General features: G+C 59.9%; 17 protein-coding genes and 1 pseudogene. 11 read left to right on the top strand and 7 right to left on the bottom strand.

The window, feature by feature from the left end:
* Positions 1-195: 195 nt before the first annotated feature.
* The 5 genes and pseudogenes from J0G10_RS00845 to J0G10_RS30220 form a co-directional block, all read right to left on the bottom strand.
* Entirely contained in the window at positions 196-1,560 is a 1,365-nt protein-coding gene (locus tag J0G10_RS00845; RefSeq protein ID WP_095049588.1) for a glycosyltransferase family 4 protein, read from the bottom strand.
* Positions 1,557-2,810: an ABC transporter ATP-binding protein gene (locus J0G10_RS00840; protein WP_220557219.1), complete on the bottom strand. Its 1,254-nt coding sequence runs from the start codon at positions 2,808-2,810 to the stop codon at positions 1,557-1,559. The genes J0G10_RS00845 and J0G10_RS00840 overlap by 4 nt, the downstream gene beginning before the upstream one ends.
* Positions 2,810-3,607 carry an ABC transporter permease gene (locus J0G10_RS00835; protein WP_095049590.1) on the bottom strand — a complete coding sequence of 266 codons (798 nt, stop codon included), beginning with the start codon at positions 3,605-3,607 and terminating at the stop codon, positions 2,810-2,812. The genes J0G10_RS00840 and J0G10_RS00835 overlap by 1 nt, the downstream gene beginning before the upstream one ends.
* Positions 3,608-3,766 (bottom strand): cupin domain-containing protein, encoded by a 159-nt coding sequence (locus tag J0G10_RS30225; protein WP_371857735.1) that lies wholly within the window; start codon positions 3,764-3,766, stop codon positions 3,608-3,610. It lies immediately after the preceding gene.
* Positions 3,767-3,790: 24 nt separating this feature from the next.
* A pseudogene (locus J0G10_RS30220) lies at positions 3,791-4,111 on the bottom strand (NAD-dependent epimerase/dehydratase family protein); the annotation flags it as partial.
* Between the two features lie 415 nt (positions 4,112-4,526).
* Between J0G10_RS30220 and J0G10_RS00825 the strand changes: the two are divergent.
* The 6 genes from J0G10_RS00825 (at position 4,527) to J0G10_RS00800 (ending at position 12,925) form a co-directional block, all read left to right on the top strand.
* On the top strand, positions 4,527-6,107 hold the full coding sequence (locus J0G10_RS00825) for a glycosyltransferase family 4 protein (protein WP_245398011.1): 1,581 nt from the start codon (positions 4,527-4,529) through the stop codon (positions 6,105-6,107).
* Positions 6,101-7,405: a glycosyltransferase gene (locus J0G10_RS00820; protein WP_220557217.1), complete on the top strand. Its 1,305-nt coding sequence runs from the start codon at positions 6,101-6,103 to the stop codon at positions 7,403-7,405. Before J0G10_RS00825 ends, J0G10_RS00820 begins: the two co-directional genes overlap by 7 nt.
* Positions 7,402-8,331, top strand: a complete 930-nt coding sequence (locus J0G10_RS00815) for a class I SAM-dependent methyltransferase (RefSeq protein WP_220557216.1) — start codon at positions 7,402-7,404, stop codon at positions 8,329-8,331. The genes J0G10_RS00820 and J0G10_RS00815 overlap by 4 nt, the downstream gene beginning before the upstream one ends.
* Entirely contained in the window at positions 8,321-9,472 is a 1,152-nt protein-coding gene (locus tag J0G10_RS00810) for an acyltransferase family protein (protein WP_095125077.1), read from the top strand. The genes J0G10_RS00815 and J0G10_RS00810 overlap by 11 nt, the downstream gene beginning before the upstream one ends.
* A 143-nt stretch (positions 9,473-9,615) precedes the next feature.
* A complete protein-coding gene (locus tag J0G10_RS00805; RefSeq protein WP_220557215.1) occupies positions 9,616-10,800 on the top strand; it encodes a DUF3142 domain-containing protein in 1,185 nt (394 codons plus the stop codon).
* Positions 10,787-12,925, top strand: coding sequence for a hypothetical protein (locus J0G10_RS00800; RefSeq protein WP_220557214.1), 2,139 nt, complete (start codon positions 10,787-10,789; stop codon positions 12,923-12,925). The genes J0G10_RS00805 and J0G10_RS00800 overlap by 14 nt, the downstream gene beginning before the upstream one ends.
* Here J0G10_RS00800 and J0G10_RS00795 read toward each other — a convergent pair.
* Positions 12,922-13,551: a LysE family translocator gene (locus tag J0G10_RS00795; protein ID WP_220557213.1), complete on the bottom strand. Its 630-nt coding sequence runs from the start codon at positions 13,549-13,551 to the stop codon at positions 12,922-12,924. The two genes, J0G10_RS00800 and J0G10_RS00795, sit on opposite strands and share 4 nt — an antisense overlap.
* A gap of 144 nt (positions 13,552-13,695) precedes the next feature.
* Between J0G10_RS00795 and J0G10_RS00790 the strand changes: the two genes are divergently transcribed.
* Positions 13,696-14,169 carry an Lrp/AsnC family transcriptional regulator gene (locus J0G10_RS00790; protein ID WP_220557212.1) on the top strand — a complete coding sequence of 158 codons (474 nt, stop codon included), beginning with the start codon at positions 13,696-13,698 and terminating at the stop codon, positions 14,167-14,169.
* 130 nt (positions 14,170-14,299) lie between these two features.
* Here J0G10_RS00790 and lpdA read toward each other — a convergent pair whose 3' ends face one another.
* On the bottom strand, positions 14,300-15,700 hold the full coding sequence (gene lpdA / locus J0G10_RS00785) for a dihydrolipoyl dehydrogenase (protein ID WP_095049600.1): 1,401 nt from the start codon (positions 15,698-15,700) through the stop codon (positions 14,300-14,302).
* Between the two features lie 210 nt (positions 15,701-15,910).
* Between lpdA and hflK (J0G10_RS00780) the strand changes: the two genes are divergently transcribed.
* From hflK (J0G10_RS00780) to J0G10_RS00765, 4 genes are read left to right on the top strand one after another with little or no spacing between them, the layout of a single operon-like run.
* Positions 15,911-17,872: a protease modulator HflK gene (gene hflK, locus J0G10_RS00780; RefSeq protein WP_220558821.1), complete on the top strand. Its 1,962-nt coding sequence runs from the start codon at positions 15,911-15,913 to the stop codon at positions 17,870-17,872.
* Positions 17,869-18,915: a protease modulator HflC gene (hflC, locus tag J0G10_RS00775; RefSeq protein ID WP_095049602.1), complete on the top strand. Its 1,047-nt coding sequence runs from the start codon at positions 17,869-17,871 to the stop codon at positions 18,913-18,915. Before hflK (J0G10_RS00780) ends, hflC begins: the two co-directional genes overlap by 4 nt.
* On the top strand, positions 18,912-19,961 hold the full coding sequence (hflK, locus tag J0G10_RS00770; RefSeq protein ID WP_220557211.1) for a protease modulator HflK: 1,050 nt from the start codon (positions 18,912-18,914) through the stop codon (positions 19,959-19,961). Before hflC ends, hflK (J0G10_RS00770) begins: the two co-directional genes overlap by 4 nt.
* A complete protein-coding gene (locus J0G10_RS00765) occupies positions 19,958-21,865 on the top strand; it encodes a heavy metal translocating P-type ATPase (RefSeq protein WP_095049604.1) in 1,908 nt (635 codons plus the stop codon). Before hflK (J0G10_RS00770) ends, J0G10_RS00765 begins: the two co-directional genes overlap by 4 nt.
* The last annotated feature ends 38 nt before the right edge of the window (positions 21,866-21,903 follow it).

Below are 21,903 nucleotides of genomic sequence, written 5' to 3'. Positions count from 1 at the left end.
CGAATTTTTGCGGATTTCGAATCAGTCGTTTTCACCACTGACAGGCATCTGGAATCTGTCGCAGCAGTGGCATCAATTGCCGATAGCCTTGCAGGCAGCTTCCGCCAGCGTTGAATCCCGGCATCAGTCGGGGAGCGACGCTTTCGCCGACGGCTTCGCTGCGAGAGGAGTTGAGCAGTTCGTCTCCGTAATGGCCTATGCCCGTGCTCGGCGTCTTGTTGGCTTCGCACGAGCTCCCACGATATTTCGCACGCTGCGTTCGACCAGTTGCAGGCTGGCCTCACGCCAATTGATCCACTGCCAGTCGGCAATATTGCGGGCGGCGGGGAACTTCCCGCTGCGTTGGAAGCCATTGATCAGGTCGGCAAGGCTTTGCGGATCCTGCAAGTCGAAATACGCCATGAACTCGCCGGCAATTTCGCGGAACACTGCAATATCGCTGCCCATCGCCGGCAGGCCGCGTTGCATGGCTTCCACCAGCGGCAAACCAAAGCCTTCAACGAACGAGGGGAACACCAACGCGCTGGCGTGGGCGTAGGCATGTTCGAGGCTGGTGTCGCTGAGGTCGTTGAACATGAACAGGCGCCGGTTAAGCTCTGGATGATTGCTCACACGGGCAAGCAGGGCATCGCACTTCCAGCCGACCTGCCCGGCGATACACAACCGTGCCGTGGAACCGGCGGCCCAGGCGCGTTCTAAGGCGTCGAGCAGATACGCATGGTTCTTGCGCGGCTCAATGGTGCTCACCATCAGGAACACCGGATCGGTTGTCATAAACAACTTCTTCAGGCGCGGCTCGACGGTTCCTTCGGTGTTTCGCAGATCAAGTTCGGAGCCAAGGTGAAAAAAATCGAACCAACATTTGTCGGTCCGTTCGGTACCGATTCGGTACTTCAACTCCTCACGCAGTTGATCGCGTACCGTTGCGGAAATCGCCATGTAGCCATCGGCCGTGCGGGTGATCCAGTCGAACCACTCGCTGAAAACCCCAACCAGCCGGGATTCGTAAAACTGTGGATGAGTCAGCGGAATGAGGTCGTAGATCACCGCAATCACGCCGACGCCGTCGCGTTTGATTCGCTCGACCTGGGCGAAAAAGTCCGAGTGCCAGGACGAGTCCAGCAACAGCAGTTGATCCCCCGGCTGGTGTTGGAGCGGGGTGCAACGTTTAAGCAATTGCGAGCGATTGATCCGTCGAATCAGGCGCAGTTGCAGGCCGAACGCGCCGAAGCTGGTCAGCCGGTAGCCGACATACAAAATCCGTCGCGTCAGTTTCGAGGTGCATTGTGCATCGCGCCGCTCATGCCATTGGCAGAGGCGATGGGCCAGGCGCTCCAGGCGTTCTCCGAAGTTTTCAAGTTTATTGAAGAATGGCGTATTGAGCGGTGCGAGTTGCAGCACGCGATAGAGTTGGCCATTGAGCAACACCACCGGCATGCATTCGATGCCTTCGGTGCTGGCGGGCAATTGATTAATGACGTTTCGCACTACACGCTGAATACCCGAGTTGACCATCGGGTGTTTAAACACATGGGTGCATTCCACTAGCAAGCGGTTCATGGTGTGCGCTCGAGCAGGCTGACTTCGGTATGCCGGTTGATCGTGGTCTGAGCATTGAGCCACGAGCAACCAACGAAATCTTCGCGTCGATTGTTGATGACATGAAACACCAGACCAAGATCCCGCCATTCGTAATTGCGGTCCAGGTGCGAGTCGAGCCGCGACAGGCTAAGGGCCACGGAGTAGTTGCCTTTGCCCAGCCCCATGACAAACGCGAAGCGATAGGTGATGCGCTCGCCGGCCCGCACGTTTTCCAGTGCCTGGTTCTGGCGATGGGTGTTGATGCCGTACATGGGCTGGCCGAGGCGATCCTTGATCATGAACCCCAGGACCAGACGTTCGAGGTCCTGACGCACTTCGACATCCACAGCCAGTACTACGGGTTGGCCGACTTCGGCGACTTCGATGGAACGGTCGGATTCATCCAGCAGGCGCACGCGCAGAATGCCGGCCTCACCGGTGCCCGACACAGTTTGTACCTGGCCGCCGCTGAGTATTTCCTGGCGAACGGTCTGGCCCTCACGTTCAGCGAGCAAGGCGTTGTAGTAATCCATCACTGCTTCGGGCGTGTCGTGCATGGCCATGCGGCCACCATCGAGCAGAATCGCCGAATCGCAGATCGATTGAATCGCCGAGCGGTCGTGGGACACGATCAGCAGGGTGGTGCCGGCCGCGCGGAAGCCGCGGATGCGTTCAAAACTCTTATGCTGGAAGTAGGTATCGCCCACGGACAACGCTTCGTCGACGATCAGAATATCGGGTCGGCGTGCGGTGGCGACGCTGAACGCCAGCCGCATCTGCATGCCACTGGAGTAGGTGCGCACTGGATGATCAATCGCCTCGCCGATTTCAGCGAAGCTCTCGATCTGTGGCATCAATGCGTTGATTTCCTCGAGATGCAAGCCGAGCAACTGCCCAGCCATCACAGCGTTTTGCCGGCCAGTAAAGTCTGGGTGAAATCCCATGCCCAGCTCAAGTAGTGCAGCCACCCGACCCGAAAGCTCAATGGTGCCGCAAGTCTGGCGATTGGTGCCGGTGATCATCTTCAGCAGCGTACTCTTGCCAGCGCCATTAACCCCGACGATGCCCACGGCTTGGCCGGCAGGAATCTCGAACGTGAGGTCCTTGAGTACCCAATGCTGGCGGTGATGAAGCGTTGAAAAAGGAGTCATCCATTCGGCCAGACGGCTCCAGCGACTGGGGTATTGCTTGAAGGCTTTACCTAGCCCGGTCACACGAATATGTCCCATCAGAGCTCATCCTCCATTGCACCGACCTGACGGCGAAACAGACACAGACCGATTGCGCAGAACGCGGCGCCAATCACGAAGGTCGGAAGCAGCGAACTCCAGATTGGCCATTGGCCGTACACGAACACATTCTGGTAGCTAGCCATCAGGCTGGTCAGAGGGTTGAATTGCAGCAGGCTCTGCAGCCGCTCCGGCAATATGGTGATGGGGTAAATGATCGGGGTCAGCCAGAACCAGAACTGGAGACAGATACCGAACAGTTGGCCGACATCGCGGAAGAATACGTTGAGTACGCCCAACATCATGCCGAGTCCTGCGCAGAGCATCATTTGCAGGGCAACCAGTGGTACCAGCGCCAGCAATGCCATACCCGGCCAGCGTCCGGTAATGAGCAGAAAACCCAGAAACAAGCCGATGATGATGGCGAAATTTATCGCCGCATTGAGTAGCACGATCACCGGCAAACAGACCTTCGGAAAACTGATCTTCTTCAGCAGATTCGCGTTGTCCAGAAACATGTTCTGGCTGCGCAGCGTGATTTCGGCAAACAGCCCCCACGCCAGTAGACCTGCGCATAGATAAATGCTGTAGGCCATGCTGTCGTCCACGCCCGGTAAGCGGGTGTGCATGATGTGGGAAAAGATCACGGTGTAGATGACGATCATCGACAGCGGATTGAAGATCGGCCACAGGGCGCCGAACAGTGAATTGCGATAACGCGCCTGGAACTCTCTCTGCACGCTGCCGAGGATGAAACCTCGGTAGTCATGCAGTGATCGATAAACGGAAAGCAGCATTTAAGTCGTCCTGCTGTATGGTTTTTTGAAGCGGACGACGTTGTCCTCTCCCCGGTATTCGCCGCCTCGTATTCCTATGCTCGATACACCGATCACATGGGAGTTTTCCTGGCGATGCTTGTGGCCGGCGGCGATGAAGGTCGATTTGGAATTGGCCAGATATGAGCCGTTCTGGACGCAGGCGTCAGCGGAACTGGCAGGCAGGAATGTGCCGGCACGGCCGCGCGTTTTGGGGCGCTGCAACAGGGTGAGCGTACCGAGCAGATTGATCTCGGGCGTACGTGCCGGATCGCGGAAGGCTTCGGAGGCGAGGGGCTGCCCGGCCAATTGAATGACTGCGTCAGGCAGTGGCGACCACAGATTGGTGTGGCTAAGCGAATGGATAAGTTCGCAGGTCGACGCGGCAGGCAGCAAATCCCACGACCAACCCGACGATGCCAGACGCGACCGGATATGTTGTCCAACGCATCCACTCGGATCCGTGACGAACAGACGCTTTTTCAAACAGCGACCCCTTGGTCTTGAACTTGCGCCTCCTTCCCACAGGCCTTGAGGAAAAGTCTGTCAGACCGAAAGAAAAACCGGGTGAAAGGCAGGCGAAGTCAGTTGTTGTAGTTGTTTGTGACCAATCTGTGCCAATTGCGCAGCAATTTCAACAGGGCAAACCGTGACCGGTCAGTTCTCGTCAGCGTAGTCGATTAATTCTCGCCGGGCGGTTCACGAACCCTTCGCGGATGTGTTTAGAATGCGCCTTGTCACGATTGGCCGGGCTCGTCGGCATCGTCGTGAAAAAAGGTGAAACTGACCACTAAAACAAGAACAAGACGGGACCGAAGACGGAGGACGGATATTGATCCGATCCAACGCTTTGCCGTCATAGTGTGAGGCTGCCGGGATGGCAGTTTCATTGTGGAATGCCATGAATTTCATTCTTTATTCGGACATCAACGACAGTTCAATCAGCCAGAATCTTGGGCATCCCGATGCCAGTCACTACTTTGTGCTGAAGGCCTATGTGCCGTTGCTCGAAACGCTCGGGCGAGTGCACGTGGTCAGTGCTGTGACAGAGGTAGATCCGCTCTACCGACAGTTGCTCGCCGCTGGCCAGGAGAGTGTTTTCCTCTCGTTCACCCGGCCGCAGAAAACCCTGACCGATCTCCAATGCCCGACCGTTTGTGTTGTGACGTGGGAGTACGACTCCATCCCCAACGAGCAGTGGGGCAACGATCCACGCCAGGACTGGACGCGCATGCTGGCCAAACATGGCCGCGTGATCACACTGTCCAGCTACACCGCCCGAGCGATCCAGCGCACCATGGGCGAAGACTTTCCGGTGTTGGTCTTGCCAGCCCCGCTGTGGGAGCACTTTGCAGCGATTCGTGAGCAACACGTTAGCGCGCCGGTCAATGCGGGTACGACATTGACGGTCAAAGGTTGCATCTTTGATTCTCGCCAAATGAACCTGCATCCGGATAATCTGCTGCCCGAGCCGCTGACCCCCGAAGAGCTGGCCGAAATCGAGGCACAGCTGGAGGCCTTGCGTCCACCACCGCTGACCTTGAAGCGGCGCTTTATCATTGCCCGACATTTCCTGCGGTTGTGGTTGCTGAATCTGGGCCACGAGCAGGAGCCGCCAGTGCCACGCGTGAGGTTTCTGCAGAACTGGTACTGGGAAGGGATTCGCGATCTGGTTCCAGAGACTTTGCATGACTGGCTCGGCAAACGTCTGCCAAACATCGCAGGCCCACAGCCTTTACCGGTAGCCGTCCAACCGCCACCCCGAGATATGCCGGACAGTTCATTAACGGTGCAAGCCCGTGTGGACGGTGTGGTCTACGTGACGGTGTTCCGCCCCGATGACGGGCGCAAGAACTGGCTACAGATCCTGACGGCCTTTTGCGCAGCGTTTCGTGACACCCCCGACGCCACACTGGTGATGAAATTTACCCAGAGTGATCTGGCGGCGGTGTACGCACACTTGATGACACCGCTGGCGCAACTGGCACCATTCTCCTGCCGGGTCGTGATGATTCACGGCTATCTGGACGATGCCGAATACGCACGGCTTTACCAGTCCGCAAATTTTTACGTCAACGCTTCGCATTGCGAAGGCCTGTGCCTGCCGCTGATGGAGTTCATGGCGAGCGGCAAACCGGTGATCGCTCCCGATCACACGGCGATGCAGGATTATATCGATGAGTCTGTGGCGTTCGTGGTCGGCTCCAGCGTAGAGGCTTGCACCTGGCCCCATGACCCGCGAATGCTGTTTCGCGCACAACGGCATCGACCGGACTGGGGGTCATTGAAGAAGGCCTACGAAAACAGCTATCGGATGGCCAAGACACAACCCCAGGAGTATCAGCGCATGTCGCTGGCGGCGATCGAACGCATGCACGATTACTGCGCGCAACCGGCGTTGCAAAAGCGTGTCGCCGATTTTTTCGGGCTGGCATCACCGGTCGACAACGTTGCCCCGATTACGGATAACGCCTCATGCTGATCATCATCCATTCGGAAACCAACCAGCACACCATCAGCCGTAACCTCGGGCGTTCGGAGTACAGCTATTACTTCGTTCTCAAGGAGTATCGGCCGGTCCTGGAGCGACTCGGGCGGGTGATCGAGGTCATGGACCCGAACACTGAAGTCGATGCGTTGTACGCCGACTGCCAGTCCCGTGACGAGCCGTGTGTATTTCTCTCGTTCTCGCCACCGCACCGCACTCCGGTGCATCTGGCCTGCCCGACGTTGCCTGTCTTTGCCTGGGAATTCAGCACCATCCCCAACGAGCCATTTGCCGGCGATCCGTTGAACGACTGGCGCACTGCACTCAAGGCCTGCGGTGCCGCGATCACCCATTCCAGTTACACGGTCGAGGCGGTGCGCGAAGCGATGAGCGCCGATTACCCGATAGTCGCCGTACCCGCCCCCGTCTGGGATCGATTCGCCGCGCGTGGCGTTCAGTTGCAGGGGCAACCGGTGGTTGACTCGGTACGACTGACGATCAAAGGGCTGGTGGTCGACAGTCGCGAGATTGATCTGGATACTTTCGGCCCGGTTCATCTGCGCAGTGGCCCGGGTATCGACTTCCTCGCACCGGTCACCGAGCAGACGTTGTTGCTCGAAGGCGTGGTCTACACCTCGGTGTTCAATCCGCGCGACGGCCGCAAGAACTGGGAGGACATGATCAGTGCCTTCTGTGCGACTTTTCGCGAGAACGATGACGCAACGCTGGTGCTCAAACTCACTCACCACGATGCCGAAGAGGCGCTCACCGACATCCTTCATCACCTCTACAAAAACCAGCCTTATCGCTGCCGTATCGTGCTGGTCTATGGCTATCTGGCGGACGCGGATTACGAACGGCTGGTGCAGGCGACCCGTTACGTCGTCAATACGTCCTACGGCGAAGGCCAGTGCCTGCCGCTGATGGAGTTCATGTCTTGCGGCAAACCGGCCGTGGCGCCGTGCACGACGGCGATGATCGACTATCTCAATATCGATAACGCGTTTCTGATCGAGGCGACCGAGGAGTTTACGGCCTGGCCGCACGATCCGCGCTCGGCCTACCGGACCCTGCGCTACGCGGCCAATTGGGCGTCGATTTGCGCGGCCTACCGAGCCAGCTACGCGGTGGCCAAAAACGATCCGCAGCGTTACGCGCACCTTTCGGCGCAAGCCGTGGAGAGTCTGCGAGGGTTTTGCAGTCAGGCTGTGGCTGAACAGCGCTTGCAGGCATTTTTTGCGCAACTGTTCGAGCGCCGCGCTGAACTTGCCATGGAGGCTGCCGGAGCATGATACGTCGATTGTTCCAGCGATTTTTAGCCGAGCCGCAAGCGCCGCAAGCCGTTGAACCCGTCGACGAACCCGTGATTGATCCGACACCTGAATCCGAACCGGAGCCCTTGTTCACCTGGTCGCCGCGCGACGTCGGTTTGCGTGATGCGGTTCTGGACGGCTGGTTTCTCAATGACAGCGGCGAATTGCTCAAGGGCTTCGCCATAACGCCTGAAGACACCTTGCTTGATGTTGGTTGTGGCGAGGGTGCCGCGACGTTGTTTGCGGTACGTCAGGGCGCATCGGTGATCTTCACCGACAGTGAGCACGACAAAGTGAGCGAGCTGGCGCGTCAGGTTGAAGCTAAGAGTTCCAGGCCGAGTCTGGGGCTGGTCAGCAACAGCTTGCCCTTGCCTCTGGCGGACGGTTGCGCGAGCCGAGTGGTGTGTATGGAGGTGTTGGAGCACGTCGACGAGCCTGAGTCGTTCATGGCCGAACTGGCGCGTATGGGGCGGCCCGGTGCGTTGTATCTGCTCAGCGTGCCGGCACCGGTTGGCGAGCATTTGCAGAAAGGCATCGCCCCTGCGAGTTATTACCAGTCTCCCAATCATGTACAGATTTTCACCCCGGAGCGCTTCGAGGCGATGGTCGAGGATGCCGGGTTGGTCATCGAACATCGGCAAGCCACCGGGTTCTTCTGGGTGATGGGGATGATTTTCTTCTGGGCCAGCGAAAAGGCTGCCGGCAAGGATCCGGGCGGTGCGGTGCGCGATCGCATTCAGGCACCGTTCCCGCATTTGATGGGCGGGTGGGCGAGAACCTGGGAAGAGATGCTCGACCGGCCCGACGGGCTTGCGATCAAACAGATCCTCGACCAGTTCATGCCCAAGAGCCAGGTGATCATTGCCCGTAAACCACTGGATGCGGGGAGACCGGATGATCAGTAAACGCATCATGGATATCGAGGTGCTGCGCGCCATTGCAGTGCTCGGGGTGCTGTTTCATCACCTGTCCGGCAATCTGTTTCAGGATCCTGTGCCGCTGCTCGAATCCATTCACGCCTGGGCGCAGCCGTGGTGGGGGGTCGATCTTTTTTTCGCGATTTCCGGATTTGTCATCGCCCGTAGTCTGATTCCTGCGCTGCGCGGTTGCAGCAACCGTCAGGAGTGCTGGGAGCAAACGCGTAACTTCTGGTTGCGTCGAGTCTTTCGCCTGTTGCCATCGGCCTGGTTATGGCTGGCACTGGTGTTATTGCTGTGCATGTTTTTCAACCGCTCCGGGGCATTCGGAACGGTACAGGCCAACCTGCAGGCCACGCTCGCGGGGGTATTGCAGTACGCCAATTTCCGCTTTGCCGACGCCTTCTTTCGTTATGAGTACGGCAGCAGTTTCGTCTACTGGAGTCTGGCGCTGGAGGAACAGTTCTACCTGCTGTTTCCGCTGCTGATTCTGCTCTGTCGCAAACACCTGGTGTGGGTATTGCTGGCGCTGGTGGCCGTGCAACTGTTGCTGGTGCGTACGCCGTTGCTGATGGTCGTGCGAACCGACGCGCTTGCCCTTGGCGTGTTATTGGCAATGTGGAGTGTTCAACCGAGCTATCAACGCTTTCAACCGACTTTTCTGCGGCGTCCCTGGGTCGGGACTTCAGCACTGATCGTCATCGGATTACTGATGAGTTACCTGGCCACCGACCCTTTTTCTGCCAGTCACTATCGCATCGGCGCTATCGCGATACTCAGTGCCTTGTTGGTGTGGATCGCCTCCTACAACCGGGATTATCTGTTGCCGGCCGGACGCTTGCAGCGGTTGATGGCGTGGGTGGGCAGTCGTTCCTACGGCATCTACCTGATCCACATTCCGGCGTACTTCCTGGTGCGCGAAGTGATTTTCCGTTTGCAGGGAGCAGGACTGCCGAGCCCGGCGGGACACCCGATCGTTACCTTGCTGTTGGCATTCGGTCTGATCGTATTGCTCAGCGAACTGAATTATCGCTTCATCGAAATGCCGATGCGCGACCGTGGCACCGCACTGGTGAAACGCCTCGCAACGTCCCGAGCGAAGGTAGCGCCTTCTGAAGTGACCTCTTGATCGACGTGTGGGAGCGAGCCTCCTCGCGAAGAGGGCGGGTCAGTCACACAGCTTTCGGCTAATACACCGCCTTCGCGATCAGGCTCGCCCCCACGCGGATTTGTGTAACCTTGCAGCCTTGTGGTGTCAGGGATCTGGAAGGTATGCGGTTTATCGTCGGTCTGTTTGCTTTGATCGTGCTGTCTGCTTGCAAGCAGCAGGACGCGCCATCCCTCGACCAACAGCTCTATATCTGGCAACGTCAGTGGACTCCGGCCCACACGGCAGCGCTACATGACAGCCGCGATGACTTCTCGACGCTGCGGGTGCTGGCGCTGCAGGCCTTTCCGAACGCGGGATGGAGTCGGGCGCGGATCGATGCGCACTTATTGAAAGCCGATGGTCGTCCGTTGATTGCGGTGATTCGTCTCGACGGCCAACTCAAGTCGCTGGATCAGGATCAGGTCACCGCGCAGATTCTGCAGGTGCTCGCCGATTGGCAAACACAAGGCCTGACATTGAACGGCGTCGAAATCGATCACGACGCGGGCAATGCGCGGTTGCCGGCGTATGCTGAATTTCTCAGACATCTGCGCTCGGCCTTACCGACGAATCTGCCCTTGAGCATCACGGCACTACCGGCCTGGCTCGGCAGTGTGCAATTGCCCGAACTTCTGCAAACCGTCGACAGCAGCGTGCTGCAAGTGCATGCCGTCAGCGATCCACGCCGGGGTTTGTTCGATCCTGATCAGGCGTTGAAATGGGCCAAGGCCTGGGCGCGCATCACCGAAAAACCGTTCTATCTCGCGCTGCCGGCTTACGGCGTGGCGCTGCTGCCGGATGACGGCGGGGCGCCGGTGGTGGAGAGCGAGGTGCAACTTGAACGGGATGGTGAGCGCCGCGAGTTGCTGGCTGATCCGCTGCAATTGAGCCAACTCGGCAAGGCCTTGCGCGAAGACCCGCCGGCGCATCTGGCCGGATTGATCTGGTTTCGCCTGCCGCTGGCTAATGACCGCCGCGCATGGAGCCTGACCACCCTGCGCGCGGTGGCCCGGGGTGATCAACTCGTCAGCCAGCTCGGCGTGACGTTCAGCGAACACGACGGTCTCTACGACATCAAACTCGAAAACCCCGGTAACCTCGACAGTGCCTGGCCTGCGCAAATCACCTTGAAGGCGCAAAGCTGTGAAGGCGCCGATGCGCTCGCCGGTTACTCGTTGCAACAAGGCCCGGATCTGCTTACCTTCACCCGCCTGCGCGACGGCCGTTTGCCGGCGGGTGGGCAACGCGCCATCGGTTGGGCGCGTTGCGCCAATATTGATCAAGGAGGTTCGCATGTTGACCCGTAACTGGCCCCGCCATCTGCTCTGCCTGAGCCTCTGCCTGCCGCTGGGTTCGGCGCTGGCCTGCGGACCGGATTTCCCCATGCGCCTGCTCGACAATCGCGGGCAAACCCTCGCGGATCTGCCTGAGGGCAACTTCAACTTCGAACTCAGTCGTCTCGGCAAAGCCATCGCCGGGCTGAAGAATGTCACCGCGGCAACGCACAATCCGAACGATATGTACGGCGAGGAAAACGCGGCCGCCGAGGCACGGGAGAAGGCCGAGCAGGCCGGACTGAGCGCCGAGCAGCAAGCGTTGGTCAAACAACTGCGTGGCCTGACCGATGCGCGTCAGGTCGAGGTGCTGGGCGCCAGTCTGCCGACGGAAATCCGTTTGTACGTGGCCGGTGCAGTGGCGTTTGCCACAGGCGATCATCAACTCGCCGTCGAGTATTTCAACAAGCTGCTGGCGCTGCCGGCAGATCAGCGTCCGTTGCGCAGCACGTGGGCGGCGTATTCGATGGGCCGTACCTGGTTTGCGATGAGCAGCGAAGGAGGGGATGCGGTCGAGGCGCTGGAACAATCGCGTGATGCGTTCCGCCAGGCCCGGCAACTGAGCATCGACGGTTTCAGCGATCCGCTGGAGTTGGGTGTTGCCAGCCTCGGTGAAGAGGCGCGGGTGTTGCGCTCGGCAGGCGACTGGAGCGGCGCCATCGAATTGTATGAAGCACAGAATCTGCACGGTTCGGCCGTGGGTTACACCTCGCTCAAGCAATTGATGAATGAACTGGCGGAGTTGCCCGAGGCCGAACTGGCCGAGCTGCTGCAACACAAAACCGTGCAGCAACTGGTCACGGCATCGCTGGTCAGCCGCCAAGGCTGGTCGTTTGGCGATGAGCCGCCGAACGAGAAGAAACTGGTCAAGCTGCTGCAAAACAGCACCCGTGGCAGCCTCGACAACGCTGATCGTCTGGCGGCAATGAGTTATCAACAGGGTGATTACGCTGGGGCCAAGGCTTTTCTCGAGAACGCCGGCGACGACGGATTGGCGTGGTGGCTACGGGCGAAACTGGCGGTGCGTGACGGCGATAAAAATGCCGCGGCCGCCGCCTATTCGAAAGCCGCGCAGGCCTTCCCGCAGAGCGAAGACTGGGGTTACCGGCGCACCCCGGACTGGGCGTATGAAGCCGTTCAGCCGAAGTGCCGGGTCGAGGGCGAAAGCGCGATTCTCGCCTTGCAGCGCGGCGAATACCTGCAAGCCTTCGTGCAGTTGTATCGCAGCAACAGCACCTATTGGTTCGACGCTGCGACCGTGGCCGAACGCGTGCTGACGGTCGAAGAACTGAAAAAATACGTCGACGACAACGTCCCGGCGCCGCCGGCGTTGACCCAGCAGGAGCGTGACAACTACGTGCCGCTGCCGGTCGCCGCCAGCCTGCGCAATCTGCTTGGTCGACGCTTGTTGCGCGAAGGGCATTACGCCGACGCGGTGGCTTATTTCGACAATCCCGACCTGCAAAACAAGGCCCGACTCTACGGCGAACAACGGCTGAAGGCCGATGCCGCGTGGTGGCCGACCAAACGCGCCAGTGCGCTGTACAACGCCGCGTGGACGGCGCGTGAGTGGGGCATGGATATTCTCGGTTACGAGATGGCGCCGGACTACGCCACGTTCGGTGGCAACTACAGTCTGGAAAGTACCGAGCTGAAAGTCGGTCCGCTGGTGAGCGAAGCCGAAGTGCAACGTCAGGTCGCCAGCGAAGCGAAACCGGATCAGCGCTATCACTACCGTTTCGTCGCCACCGCGCTCGCCGGGCGCGCCGCTGACAACCTGCCGCACACCAGTCAGGCGTTTGCCGCAGTGCTGTGCAACGCCGCTGGCTGGAACAGTAGCCTGGAAGATCAGAGCGCGCTGTATCAGCGTTACATCAAGGAAGGTCCGTTTGTGCCGTGGGCGGTGGATTTCGGCAATCAGTGCCCGTACCCGGATTTCGAAAACGCCAACAAGCGTTACGTCACCCAGGTCACCGATGCTGTGCGCTCGTCGCTGCGGCCGTATAAGTGGCCGGTGCAGATCGGCGCGGTCGCGTTGGTCGCAGCCGCCGCGTTGCTGTTGATCAGCCGTCGCCAGCGCAAGGTCCGTAAAGGCTAAGCTTGCTGGACGAAGGTCAGGCGCACGGCGAAACCGATCAGCAAGCTGCCGAACAACCATTGTTGTACGCGTTGGGCCGTTGGACTGTGTTGCAGCCAACGACCCAGCGCGGCGCCGGTGAGGGCGTAGGCGCTGTCGAACAGCAGGCCGACACCGACCAGCAGCATGCCCAGCACGGCGAACTGGCTTAGCACCGCCACGCCGTCATTGACGATGAACTGCGGCAGCAACACCGAACAGAACAGCAGCGCTTTGGGATTGAGCAGGTTGGTCAGCAAACCGCGTCGGACGGCTTCGCGCCATTGCCCGTGTGCGTCGTCAGCTTCACCGGTATTCAGGTTCGGCAGCAGGGTGCTGCGCAGGCATTGAATGCCGATCCACAGCAGATACGCCGCCCCCGCCAATCGCACCACCTCGAATGTCCATGGCGCCGCTTTGAACAGCGCCGCCAGCCCCAACGCCGCCAGGGCCACGTGACAACCACGGGCGATGCCCAGACCGACAGCGGTGGCCAGCGCCGCGCCGCGTCCCTGCCGAGCGCCGGTTTGCAGCAGCAGGATCATGTCCGGGCCGGGCAACAGATAGACCACCGCCAATGCCAGGAAAAACAGCCAGAGACTCGCCACGCTACACCCCTTTCGTTGTCGATTCGGTGAGCCAAGTCTAGGGCCGAAAGGTGGGGCAGGTGCTTGCGTAGTCCGCTTCAAAAGCTTGCTGCTTTGGCATAACCTGCTGGTTTTCACCGTAACGACTATCAGGATCTGCCAAACATGAAACTCGACGCCTTTGATCGCAAGATTCTCACGGCCCTGCAACGCAATGGACGCCTGAGCAATGTCGAGCTGGCGGACGAAATCGGCTTGTCGGCCTCACCGTGTCTGCGCCGGGTGCGGATGCTCGAGGAGGCCGGGGTGATTCGCGGTTATCAGGCCAGTCTCGATCGCGATGAAGTCGGGCTGGGACTGACGGTGTTTGTCGGGGTCAAGGTCGAGCGCCACAACGATGAACAGGCCGAAGCGTTTTACACCGCAGTGACGGCATTGCCGGAGGTGATTTCAGCATTTCTGGTGTCTGGGGAATCGGACTTTTTGCTGCAAGTGGTGGTGCCGGATTTGCGTGCGTATGACCGTTTTCTCAGCGGCTGCCTGTTGAAACTGCCGGGGGTGAGTGACATCCGCAGCAACTTTGCGATTCACACGGTGAAGACGCCGGGGGCGTTGCCGCTGGGGCATCTTCCTGCCTGAGACCAAGTTGTCCCCAATCGCGAGCAGGCTCACTCCTACATTGATCGCGGTGCTTCTGAACAAACGCGATCAACTGTAGGAGTGAGCCTGCTCGCGATAGCAGACGCCCAGTCACCGGATAATTTTTTGCTTACATCTGCGTCGCCATCCCCTCGACATTCATCGCCGCCTGGCGCAACGCTTCCGATCGCGTTGGATGTGGATGGCAAGTCAGTGCGATGTCCTCAGCCGAAGCACTGAACTCCATCGCCACGCAAAACTCGCCAATCATTTCACTCACGCTCGGACCGACCAGGTGTACGCCGAGTACTTCATCAGTGCGCTCGTCGGCGATGACTTTGGCAAACCCCTCGGTCTCATGGTTGATCTTCGCCCGGCTGTTGGCGGTGAACGGGAATTTGCCGACCTTGTAGGCGCGTCCTTCAGCCTTGAGCTGTTCTTCGGTTTTGCCGACGCTGGCCAGTTCCGGTTTGGTGTAGATCACGTTGGGGATCAGGTCGTAATTGACCTCGCCGGCCTTGCCATGGATCTGCTCGACGCAGACCATCGCTTCGTCTTCAGCCTTGTGTGCGAGCATCGGCCCGGAGGTCACATCGCCGATCACCCAGACTCCGGCGGCTTCGGTGCGGTGCTGTTTGTTGGCGAGCATGCCGCGTTTGTCGGTGCTCAGGCCGACGTTCTCCAGACCGAGGCCCTGGGTGTACGGGCGACGACCGATGGCCACCAGCACGTAATCGGCTTCCAGCAACTCGGCAGTGCCGCCAGCGGCCGGCTCGACGCTGAGTTGCACACCGTTGGCGGAAGCGGTGGCGCTGGTGACTTTCGAACTCAACTTGAACGCGATGCCCTGTTTGCTCAGCGAGCGTTGCAGGGTTTTGCCGGCCTCGCCATCGACGCCCGGGCAGATGCGGTCGAGGTATTCGACCACGGTGACCTGCGCGCCGAGCCGCCGCCATACCGAGCCCAACTCCAGACCGATCACACCGGCACCGATCACCACCAGGTGTTTGGGCACTTCACTCAGGGAAAGCGCACCGGTCGAATCAAGGATACGTTTGTTGTCGATCTCGACACCGGGCAGGGGAGTGGGCTCGGAACCGGTGGCGATGATGATGTCCTTGGCGGTCAGTTCGACTTTGCCGCCATGATCGTCGGTCACCGTGACCTTGCCGGGGCCGTCGATGTGGCCCCAGCCCTTGATCCAGTCGACCTTGTTCTTGCGAAACAGAAATTCGATGCCTTTGGTCAGGCCAGCCACGCTTTCGTCTTTCTGTTTCATCATTTGTACAAGATTTAGCGTCGGTTTGACCTCGATGCCGAGGTTGGCGAATTCCGCACCCATCGCCGCATCGTAAAGCTCTGATGCATGCAGCAAGGCTTTGGACGGCATGCAACCAACGTTCAGGCAGGTGCCGCCGAGGGTTGCCCGGCCTTCGACGCAAGCGGCCTTGAGGCCCAACTGGCCGGCGCGGATCGCCGCGTTATAACCACCGGGGCCGCCGCCCAGAATCACTACGTCATAGTTGCTCATGTGCTTGCTCCTGATGGATGGATGCAGATCGCTAACGGTAGTTTCGGATAAAAATTACGAGCGTAATATGTGCGTTTGCGGACATTTCGGTCAAGGCTTCAGCCAAGCGACAGGTTAGGCATCTTTGAATAAGCGTAATTGTGTACGAATATTTCACGCTTTTCGTTATATCGTAACGATATGCAGTGTTGGCTAATGAATTGGGGTGATATGCAAGTCGATCTGGAAGTGGATGGCACGCAAGTGACCGGACTGCCGCGCTTTCAACAGGCGGCCGTGCAGAGCCGGCGTCTGCGCCGCTGGGCGATCGGTTTCGGCGGATTGGCCGGGGCAGGCTGGGTGCTGGCGTTCTTTGTCGGGCTGTTTGCCGCGCAATCATTGTGGCTGCCGCTGCTGGTCAATCAGAGCGCCGCGCTGCTGGTGCTGGTTGCCGGGCTGCAATCGGCGTGGTGGGTGACACAGTGGCGCGCGCGGGTGATCAATCCTGTGGTGCTGGCGACGCTTGCTGGGGAGGAACAATCCCCGCCGCTAGGGTGGTATGAGCGGCTGCTGGACCGGTTGAGTGAGCGCAGTCTGCATCTGCTTGGCCAGATCGGTGCGGCGACGCTGTGGTTGGGTGGCTGGGCGCTGCTGGCGGTGCTGAGCATCGAGCAGGTTTGGAATCTGACGTTGCCGCCCGCTGCGGTGGGTTTATCGGCAACGGTGGGCGCAGCGTTGGCATTGTTGCTGGCGTTCGGTCTGCTGGTGCTGGAGCGGCAACTGGCCCAGGAAAACCCGGCGCAATGGCCCGAAGCGGTTTCACTCGCGCAACTGACGCGTGTGGCGATCATCAGCCTGGTGCTGGGCGCACTGTGTTTGTTGTTCGCTGGCGAGAATGCGGTGTGGCCAATTCGCGTCGCTGTCCTGATCGGTATCTTGCCGGGATTGGTCGCGATCGAGTTGTTATTGCGCGCCGTTCTTTCAGTGTTCAGCCCTCGTCGCGAGCAGCTTGAGCCGCGCCTGCTGGCGCGCAGTTTTGTCGCCGAGATGCTGCGCTGGCCGCCACAACCTTTACTCGCGTTGCAGCATGAATTGCACAACCGTTTTGGCATCGATCTGCGCCAGATCTGGGCGTTCAGCTACATGCGCCGTGCTTTTCTACCAGTGCTGGTGCTAGTAGCCGCAGTGGGTTGGTTGCTCACCGGGATCCATGAAATTCCGCTACAGGGACGCGGTATTTATGAGCGCTTTGGCAAACCGGTGCAGGTATTCGGCCCAGGTTTGCACAGCGGCTTACCTTGGCCGCTGGGGCGGGTGCGGATCATCGAAAACGGCGTGGTGCATGAACTGGCCACCAGCGTCGGCGAAAACCCGGTCCCGCTGCAAGCCAACCCTGCTGAGGGGCCGGCACCGATGACCGCCAACCGTTTGTGGGACGCCAGCCACGTCAACGACAAATCGCAAGTGATCGCCAGCAGCCGTGGCGATCAGCAGAGCTTTCAGATCGTCAACATGGATGTGCGCTTCGTCTATCGCATAGGCCTCAGCGATCAGGCCGCACTGGCGGCGACGTATAACATTGCGGATGTGCCAACGCTGATTCGCAGCACCGCCAGCCAGATTCTGGTGCACGACTTTGCCTCGCGCACGCTGGACGGCTTACTTGGTCAAGACAGGGTAGGGCTGGGCGATGAGATTGGTCGCGCGGTGCAGCATGATCTACAAACACTCAACAGTGGCGTGGAGATTCTCGCCACGGTCGTCGAAGCCATTCACCCGCCGGCCGGTGCCGCCAATGCCTATCACAGCGTGCAAGCCGCGCAGATCGGCGCGCAGGCATTGATCTCCCGCGAGCGTGGCGCGGCAACTGAAGCGAGTAATCAGGCGCAATTGCAGGCCAGCCTGGCTCGCGATCAGGCCAGCGCCAATGCGCGGGAAATCAATGCTACGGCGCAGGCGGCGGATCTGAAATTCAGCGCCGAGCAAAAAGCTTACGCCAGTGCCGGCCAAGCTTTCGTGCTGGAGCAATATCTCGGTCAGCTCAGCCAAGGGCTGAGCAAGGCCAAGTTGCTGGTACTCGACCATCGTCTCGGGGGCAGCAGCAATGCGCCGACCATCGACTTGCGGACCTTCACGCTGCCGGCTGACCCGACGCCCGCGCGTACCACCGCTCAACCAGGAGTCGCCCATTGAGCCAGTCGCATACTCACGAACCGCATGATCACAGCGGCCACGATCATGGCAACGGCGGACATCACCATCATCATGGGCATCATCACCATCACCACGGTGCGCCGGAAGAGGCAGGGCCTTTCCCGTGGCGACGCATGAGTTGGGCCCTATTGCTGGTGGCGTTCGCCATCGCGGCGGCAAGCCTGGTGCAAGTGCGCTCGGGCGAGGCCACGGTCATCACGCGTTTTGGTAACCCTGCGCGGGTGTTGCTTGATCCGGGTTTGAGCTGGCGTTGGCCAGCGCCGTTCGAGGCGGCGATTCCGGTCGACTTGCGTTTGCGCACGACGTCCAGTGGCTTGCAGGATGTCGGCACCCGTGACGGCTTGCGCATCATTGTGCAGGCCTACGTGGCGTGGCAGGTGCAGGGCGATGCGGACAATGTGCAGCGTTTCATGCGTGCGGTGCAGAATCAGCCGGACGAAGCGGCGCGGCAGATTCGTACCTTTGTCGGCTCGGCGCTGGAAACCACCGCGAGCAGTTTTGATCTGGCGAATCTGGTGAACACCGATGCCAGTCAGGTGCGTATCGCCGATTTCGAAGCGCAGTTGCGCCAGCAGATCGATCAGCAATTGCTCGCGACGTATGGCGTGCGGGTTGTGCAAGTCGGCATCGAGCGTTTGACCTTGCCGTCGGTGACACTCACTGCCACGGTCGATCGCATGCGCGCCGAGCGTGAAACAATTGCCACTGAACGCACGGCGATCGGCAAACGTGAGGCCGCGCAAATCCGTTCCGCAGCTGAGCGCGATGCGCGAATTGTGCAGGCTGACGCGACGGTAAAAGCGGCAGAGATCGAAGCGCAGTCTCGTGTCGAAGCGGCGCAGATTTATGGCCGTGCTTACGCCAGTTCACCGCAGCTTTACAACTTGCTGCGCTCGCTCGACACCCTCGGCACCATCGTTACGCCGGACACCAAACTGATTCTGCGTACCGACGCCGCGCCATTTCGAGTATTGGTCGACGGCCCGCCGACACTCGACAGCAAATCCGGATCGCAGCCATGAATGATGAAGTTCCACGTGGAACATCTTCGCTGAACAGTCCATGGATTCAGGCGGGGCGTTTGGCATTTTTTGCCTTGTACGCGGTGACGATCCTGGCTGCATTGGTCTGGGTGTTTTCCAATGTGCGGCAAATTGATCCGCAAAATCGTGCCGTGGTTTTGCATTTCGGCGCGCTGGATCGCATTCAGAATGCCGGTCTGCTATTGGCTTGGCCGCAGCCATTCGAACAGGTGATTTTGCTGCCGGCAGCCGATCGGGTGATCGAGCGTCGTGTCGAGAATCTGTTGCGCAGTGATGAGGCGCTGAAGGCCGATCGGGTCGCTTCCTTTGCCACCCCCCTGAGTGATGCGCTGGCCGGATCCGGTTATTTATTGACCGGTGATGCCGGCGTGGTGCAACTGGATGTGCGGGTGTTCTACAAAGTCACTGACCCTTACGACTTCGTGTTGCAGGGCGAGCATGTCTTGCCGGCGCTGGATCGTCTGGTGACACGCAGCGCGGTGGCGCTGACGGCCACACGCGATCTGGACACCATCCTGGTCGCCCGACCGGAGTTGATCGGTGCCGACAATCAAGCCGCAGAACGTCGTGAAAAACTACGTGGCGATCTGGTGCAAGGCATCAACAAACGCTTGGCCAATTTGAAGGCAAGCGGGCAGGGCATCGGTATCGAAGTGGCGCGGGTCGATGTGCAATCGAGTCTGCCCGATCCGGCGGTCAGTGCTTTCAACGCGGTATTGACCGCTAGTCAGCAAGCCGACAAAGCTGTGGCCAATGCACGCACCGACGCCGAGAAACTCACCCAGACCGCCAATGAACAGGCCGACCGCACGCTACAAGTCGCTCACGCGCAGGCTGGCGAGCGCTTGGCCAAAGCCTCTGCCGATACGGCCACGGTGTCGAGTCTGGCCAAAACTACCGACCCGCAAATGCTCCTGCGCCTGTACCGCGAGCGCATACCGAAGATTCTCGGTCAGGCCGGATCGGTGACCACGGTCGACCCGAAAGACGATTCCCGCCTGATCATTCAGGGAGCCAGTAAATGACTGCGACGACCGCCGCACCGAGCCTGTTGTCTTCGGCCGAACAACGCCGTGCTGCACGGCAACTGACCTTGGCCATGCTTGCGCTGGGCCTGCTTGGTCTGGGTCTGATCTGGCGCTGGCAGATGCCTGAGCAAACCGGTGTCAGTCAGTTGCTGCTTGGGTTTGCATCTTTATTGGTTGGCGTGCCGGTAATGCGCTCGGCGTGGTACAGCCTGCGCTATCCGAGCTTGCACGGCATCACCGATCAACTGATTGCCCTGGCTATGCTCGGTGCATGGGCGACTGGTGACTTGCTGACAGCGGCGTTGCTGCCGATCATCATGATCTTCGGCCATGTGCTGGAGGAGCGCAGCGTCATCGGCTCGCAAGAGGCGATCCATGCCCTTGGCCAACTGACGCGCAGCCATGCGCGCAAGGTGCAAGTGGATGGCTCGATCATCGAAGTGGACAACGGCACGTTGAAAGCCGGCGACACCGTTGAAGTGCGCGCCGGTGATCGGATTCCCGCAGATGGTCGAGTGTTATCCGGTCAGGCCAGTCTCGACACTGCATCGATTACCGGTGAATCGGTGCCGGTCGAGGCGGGTGTCGGTATGTCGGTGTTCGGCGGTGCGATCAACCTCGACGGTCTGTTGCGTATTGAAGTGACGCGCACCGGTGGCGAGTCGACACTGGGCAAGGTCATCGCGTTGATGCAGAACGCCGAGCGCTCGAAACCGCCAATCACCCGGTTGCTCGAACGTTACGCTGGCAGCTATATGGTGCTGGTCTTGCTGCTGGCGGCAGTGACCTGGTTTATCACTCACGATGCGCAAGCGATGCTTGCGGTATTGGTCGCCGCTTGTCCGTGTGCGTTGGTGCTGTCGGCTCCGGCCACGGCGATTGCCGGTGTGGCGGTGGCCGCACGTCACGGCATACTGATCCGCAGTTCGGCGTTCCTTGAAGAACTGGCCGACCTGACTTCGCTGGTGGTCGACAAGACCGGCACCCTGACTTTCGGCACCCTGCGCCTGCAGTCGATCAATAATCCGTGTGCAGATTCGTCCGTGATCATCGCGCTTGCCGCCAGCCTTGGCGCGGCAAGCAGTCATCCGGTCAGTCGTGCGCTCGCAGGGTTGGTCAGTCAGGAAGAATGTTTGGCACTCAGTGATATCCACGAACGTCAGGGCCTCGGTGTGGTGGCCATGACCGCGCAAGGCGAAGCCGCGTTGGGCCGACCGGAGTTGTTCGCGCAACTGGGCATCACCACGACGACGGTTCCCGATCACGACGGTCCCATCGCCGGGTTGGCATTGAACGGTGCATTCCTCGCCTGGTTGTTGCTCGCCGACACGGTTAAACCGGAAGCCCGTTTTGCCCTCGACGAATTGCGCGAGTTGGGTCTTGGCCGGCAATTGCTGCTAACCGGCGATCGCCAAAGCGTGGCGCAATCGCTGGCCAGCGAGGTCGGCTTGCATGAGGTGCAAGCCCAAGCCCTGCCCGAGGACAAACTCAATCACGTACTCAAGGAAATCAACAATGGTTTTCGGCCGATGGTAGTCGGTGACGGTATCAACGATTCCCTCGCACTGAAGGCGGGCGTGGTCGGTGTAGCGATGGGCGCGGGCGGAGCGGACATCGCGCTGGCCTCGGCCGACATCGTCTTGATCGGCAGTGACCTGCGCCGTCTCGGTACATGTGTGCGGCTTAGCCGCCAGTGCCGCAGGACGTTGCAGGTCAATGTGATCATCGGCCTGGGCTGGACGCTGGCCATTGTCGTGTTTGCCGCTTTCGGTTGGCTGGGTGCCGCCGGGGCGATGATCGCCGCGCTGCTGCACAACCTCAGCACGTTGCTGGTCCTCGGGAATGCCGGGCGCTTGCTGCGCTTTCAGGAGCCGTTGCTCAAGCTCAAGAACGATCTTTGAAATTATTTTTCGATCCTCTGTAACGCCGTCGGGGCCGC

The organism is Pseudomonas germanica, from assembly GCF_019614655.1.
Lineage (GTDB): Bacteria > Pseudomonadota > Gammaproteobacteria > Pseudomonadales > Pseudomonadaceae > Aquipseudomonas > Aquipseudomonas neuropathica.
This window is presented reverse-complemented; position numbering and strand designations above follow the sequence as displayed.